Annotated in this window: 2 protein-coding genes and 1 pseudogene; all 3 read left to right on the top strand. The window is 72.5% G+C overall.

Annotated features, from left to right (window positions below):
* Nucleotides 1-366 precede the first annotated feature (366 nt).
* Nucleotides 367-2,097: a peptidoglycan D,D-transpeptidase FtsI family protein gene (locus ITP53_RS53520; protein ID WP_456238120.1), complete on the top strand. Its 1,731-nt coding sequence runs from the start codon at nt 367-369 to the stop codon at nt 2,095-2,097.
* 40 nt (nt 2,098-2,137) lie between these two features.
* On the top strand, nt 2,138-3,667 hold the full coding sequence (locus ITP53_RS53515) for a UDP-N-acetylmuramoyl-L-alanyl-D-glutamate--2,6-diaminopimelate ligase (protein ID WP_195903163.1): 1,530 nt from the start codon (nt 2,138-2,140) through the stop codon (nt 3,665-3,667).
* Nucleotides 3,667-4,899 (top strand): annotated as a pseudogene (locus ITP53_RS53510) (UDP-N-acetylmuramoyl-tripeptide--D-alanyl-D-alanine ligase); the annotation flags it as partial. The gene ITP53_RS53515 and the pseudogene ITP53_RS53510, both read left to right, overlap by 1 nt.
* Between the last annotated feature and the right edge of the window lie 589 nt (nt 4,900-5,488).

Here is a 5,488-nt window from a genome sequence, read left to right as displayed (position 1 = left end):
TCGCGCAGGGCCCGCGGCGGCGATGAGCCCCCGCGCAGCGCTCGTGGTGGCGATGAGCCGTCGCGCAGGACCCGTGGTGGTGATGAGCCCTCGGGCAGGGCTCGTGGTGGCGATGAGTCCTCGCGTAGGACCCGCGCCGGGGATGACCCCTCGCGCAGGGGGCGGGGTGCCGATGAGGCTTCGCACCGAGGGCGGGGCGCCGACGTGCCGCCGCGCCGGGGCGCGGAGGCGGCGCAGGGACGTGGGGTGCCGCCGCGCAGAGGCGCGGGCGGAGAGACGCCGTACCGGGGCAGGAGCGGGGACGGGCCGCCGCCCAGAGGGCCACGCCGGCCGCCCACGCCGCCGCGCCCGCCCAGGCCGCCGCTGGTGCTGCGGCTGGGCAGCCCGCGCAGGCGCATCAACATCGGTCTGATCGGCATGACGTTCATCCTGTCGATCTTCGCCGGCCGGCTGATCCAGATGCAGGGCCTCGACTCCAAGGTGTACGAGGCCGCGGCGGCCGACCAGCGCCTGCACACCGAGGAGATCCCCGCCAAGCGCGGCTCGATCACCGACGCGAACGGCCACGCGCTGGCCGTGACCGTCGAGGCGCGCGAGCTGGCGATCGACCCGTCCAAGGTCCCCGCCGCCGACCGCGCCAAGTGGACCACGGTGCTGGCCAAGCAGCTCGGCAGGACCGAGCAGGAGATCGCCGCCAAGCTGGCCAGGACGAACACCCGCTACCAGCTGCTGGCCAGAGACGTCGACCCGCTCGTCGCCGGCCAGCTGCTCAAGGCCCGCGTGCCCGCGCTCACCGCGAAGCAGACCTACCGCAGGCTCTACCCGGCGGGCGACCTGGCGGGCAGCCTCATCGGGTTCGTGGGCGACGAGGGCAAGGGGCTGGGCGGCATGGAGCAGGCCAGGAACACGGTCCTGGCCGGCCGCGACGGCGAGCAGCGCGTCGAGACGGGCCGCGACGGCCAGCGCATCCCGATGACCAGCAGCCGGCGGACGGCCCCCGTGGACGGCCGCGACGTGCGGCTGACCATCGACCGCGACATCCAGTGGGCCGCCCAGAAGTCGATCAACGAGCAGGTACGCGAGGCAGGTGCAGACAGCGGCACCGTGATCGTCATGGACGTCCAGACGGCCCAGATCGTCGCCATGGCCAACGGGCCTGAGCTGGACCTGAACAACTGGCGCAAGGCCCCCGCGACCGCGTACGTCAACAAGGCGGCCGCCGACGTGTTCGAGCCGGGCAGCACGAACAAGGTGATCACGGCGGCCGCCGCGCTCGAGGCCGGCACGGTCGACGCCGACACGGTGTTCGAGGTGCCTGACAACATCAAGTGCGCCGATCGGGTGCTGCGTGACGCGCACGCGCACAAGCCGGAGCGGATGACGTTCCGGCAGGCCGTGGCGCAGTCCAGCAACGTGGCCACGGTCATGGCGGCGCGCCAGGTGGGCAGCGAGCGGCTCTTCCGGATGCTGCAGGCGTTCGGGTTCGGCACGAGGCCGGGCGGCGGCGTGCCCAGCGCGGAGGCCGGGCTGCTGCCCGACTACAAGAACTGGTCGGGCAGCCAGAGCTGCACCGTCGCCTACGGGCAGGGCGTGTCGGTGACCGCCCTGCAGATGGCCAGCGTCTACCAGACCATCGCGAACGGCGGCGTCAAGGTCGAGCCGCAGATCGTCGCCGGCACGACGGATCCCTCGGGCAGGTTCGTACCCGCTCCCGCTGGTAAGCGGACCAGGGTGGTGAGCGCGACGACTGCCAAGGAGATCACGACGATGCTGGAGAGCGCGGTTGGCGAGGAGGGCACGGGCCAGCTCGCCGCCATTCCCGGCTACCGGGTGGCGGGCAAGACGGGCACGGCCGACCGTTACGACGCCGAGCTGGGCCGCTACGACGGCTACACCGCGTCGTTCGCCGGGTTCAGCCCGGCCGACAAGCCCCGGCTGGTGGTGCTGTCGGTGGTGCAGAACCCGAAGAAAGGCCACTTCGGCGGGGAGCTCGCGGCCCCCGTGTTCAAGGATGTGATGACGTTCGCGATCAAGAGCAAGAAGATTCCTCCCACAGGCTCCGTCGCGCCGCCGGTGCGTACGCGCGCCGGACAGTGACCAGGGAAGGTACGCTCTCGCCGTGCGTCCCCCGTCCTCTATGCGTCCCACTGCCAGCCCGCCTCGCCCGCTGACAGCGCTGGCCACCATGCTCGACGCCGATTCCGGCACCTCGCGGTCGCCTCATGCCGCGCTGACCGGCGTCACCATCGACTCCCGCCATGTCAGGCGCGGAGACCTCTACGTGGCACTGCCCGGCAGCCGGGTCCACGGCGCCACCTTCGCCGCCGAGGCGATGGCGGGCGGAGCCGTGGCCGTACTGACCGACCGGGCGGGGCGCGACGCGTCCGTCGCGACCGGGCTGCCGGTGCTGATCGTGCCCGACCCGCGCGCGCTGCTCGGGCAGATCTCCTCCTGGGTGTACGCGCAGCCGGCCCACGACATCCAGGTCCTCGGTGTCACCGGCACCAGCGGCAAGTCCACCATCACGTTCATGCTGGAGGCCGGCCTGCGGGCCGCCGGGCACACGGCGGGCCTGGTGGGCGGCGTCGAGATCCACGTGGGCGACCTGTGCTTCCAGCCCACCCTCACCACGCCTGAGGCGTCGGTGCTGCACGGCCTGTTCGCGCTGATGCGCGAGGAAGGCGTCACCGCGGCCGCCATGGAGGTCTCCAGCCACGCGCTCGCGATGGACAGGATCGACGGGATCTACTACGACGTGGCCCTGTTCACCAACCTCTCCCAGGACCACCTCGACTTCCACAGCGACTTCGAGGACTACTTCGCGACCAAGGCGCGGCTGTTCCAGCCGGAGCTGAGCCGGATCGGCGTGACCAACATCGACGACCGCTACGGACGGGAGCTGCTGGACCTGGCGAAGGTGCCGATGACCACGTTCTCGGCGATGGGCGACCCGGAGGCCGACTGGCGGGCGCAGGACGCCAGGCTCGGCGCGGACGGCAGCGCCTTCCGTGTGGTGGGTCCGGGCGGGGTGGAGGCCGACGCGCAGATCTCGCTGCCCGGCCCGTTCAACGTCGCCAACGCGCTCGGCGCCATCGTCACGCTGGTCGAGGCCGGGGTGCCGCTGCAGGCCGCCGTACACGGTGTCGGCACGCTCACCGGTGTGCCGGGCCGGATGCAGCGCGTCACGAGCGCGGACGACGAGTTCCAGGCCGTCGTGGACTACTCCCACAAGCCGGGCGCCGTGGAATCGGTGCTGCGCTCGCTGCGGTCGGTCACGGCGGGCGAGCTCATGATCGTGCTCGGCTGCGGCGGTGACCGTGATTCCGGCAAAAGGCCCATAATGGGAGAAATCTCCGCACAACTTGCCGACGTGGCAATTTTCACGAACGACAACCCCCGCTCGGAGGATCCGCTCGCCATCCTCGCGACGATGATGGAAGGAGCGCTCCGCGTTCCGCAGCACGACCGCGCTCATGTGATCATTGAGCCCGACCGCGCGGCCGCCATCGGCCTGGCGATCGCCCGGGCCGGGCGCGGCGACGTGATCGTCGTGGCCGGCAAGGGTCACGAGCAGGGTCAGTACGTAGCAGGCGAGGTGATCCCCTTCGACGACCGCGAAGTGGTCGCCGAAGCGATCGACGCACGCAAGGAAAGCAGGAAGCACTAATGATCCCGTTGCCTCTGGCCAGGATCGCCGAGTTGACCTCGGGAGCCCTGTCGGGCATGGCCGATCCCCGCGCGGTGGTACGCGGGCCCGTCGTGATCGACTCGCGGGCCGTAGAACCGGGATCGCTGTTCGTCGCCCTCAGGGGCGCGCGGGTCGACGGTCATGACTACGCCGCGCAGGCTATCCGGGCAGGAGCCGTGGCGGTGCTCGCCACCAGGCCGGTCGACGCCCCCGCGGTGATCGTGCCCGACGCCGCCGCCGCGCTGGCCGCGCTGGCCGCCGCCCAGGTCGCCGCGCTGCCCCAGGTCACCGTCATCGGCGTGACCGGCTCGGCCGGCAAGACCAGCACCAAGGACCTGCTCGCCCGGCTCACCGGGCGGATCGGGCCCACCATCGCCCCCGTCGGCAGTTTCAACAACGAGCTCGGCCACCCGCTGACCGTGCTGCGCGCCGACGTCGACACCCGGTTCCTGGTGCTGGAGCTAGCGGCGCGCAACCTCGGCCACATCAAGGACCTGACCCGCATCGCGCCGCCGCGGATCGGCGTGGTGCTCAACGTCGGCACCGCGCACCTCGGCGTGTTCGGCGGCAAGGAGGCCATCGCCGAGGCCAAGGGCGAGCTGGTCGAGTCGCTGTCGCGGGCCGGCGTGGCGGTGCTCAACGCCGACGATCCGCTGGTGCGCGAGATGGCCTCCCGCACTGACGCGCGGGTCACGTACTTCGGGCGGGGCGAGTCCGCAGCGATCCGGGCCGAGGGCGTCACGATGGACGCTCGCGGGCGGGCGTCCTTCACGCTGCGTACGCCGTCCGGGGCCGCACACGTGTCGCTCAAGCTGTTCGGGGCGCACGCGGTCGAGAACGCGCTGGCCGCCGCGGCCGCCGGTTACGAGCTCGGCCTGCCGGTCGCCACCATCGCCGAGGAGCTGTCCGAGGCCACGCCGCGGAGCCGGTGGCGGATGGAGGTCACCGACCGGGCCGACGGGGTGACGGTCGTCAACGACGCGTACAACGCCAATCCCGACTCGATGCGGGCGGCCTTCGAGGCGTTCGCGGTGCTGGGGCAGGGGCGGCGGCGGTTCGCGGTGATCGCGGCGCTGCGCGAGCTGGGCGAGGACGGGCCCGCGCTCAACACCGAGCTCGGCCGGCTGGCCGGAGGGGCGGGGCTCACGGGGCTCATCGTCGCGGGCCCGGAGGCCGGGCCGGTCCTGGAAGGCGCCCACGCGGCCGCCCAGGCGACCGCCTCCCAGTCCCCGCCCGCGACACCCACGTTCCCTCAGCCTTCCGGCCCGCAGCATTCTGGCCCGCAGCATTCTGGCCCGCAGTACTCAGGCCCGCAGCACTCCGGACCCCCGGTTTCCGGGCCGCAGACTTCCGGCCCGCAGTACCCAGGCCCGCAGTATTCCGGGCCGCAGTCCTCCGGGGACCCGGCTTCAGGCCCGCAGCAGGCTGGGACGCAGGTTTCCCAGGCGCAGCATTTCGGGCCGCAGATTTGGCAGGCGCCGGACGGTGGCGCGGCGTCGCAAGGGTGGCAGGCGCCCGTGGTGGCCGGGCCATTCCCGATGGGAGCGCCGCGACCCGGCGCCGCCGGACCGTCCGAGACCGGTGGACCATCCGGGACCGGTGGGCCACACGGCGCCGGTGGAGCCGCGGCTGGTGGGCCCTACGGTGCTGTTCCTGGTGGCGCCGGTGCGTCTCACGGCGCCGGCGGCCCTCATGGTGCCAGTGGGCCCCATGGCGGCGGTGGAGCCGGGGCTGGTGGTCCTTACAGTGCTGTTCCTGGTGGGGCCGATGTGCCCTATGGTGCGGGGCCGCCTGGGGTCG

Origin of the sequence: Nonomuraea cypriaca (assembly GCF_015645445.1) — a bacterium.
GTDB classification, from domain to species: domain Bacteria; phylum Actinomycetota; class Actinomycetes; order Streptosporangiales; family Streptosporangiaceae; genus Nonomuraea; species Nonomuraea cypriaca.
The sequence above is the reverse complement of the archived record's forward strand: the minus strand, read 5'-3'. Positions and strand labels throughout refer to the sequence as shown.

Bases quoted from the DNA above. Each gene is read 5' to 3' on its own strand.
- ITP53_RS53515 (WP_195903163.1), top strand. From the start codon at position 2,138: ATGCGTCCCACTGCCAGCCCGCCTCGCCCGCTGACAGCGCTGGCCACC.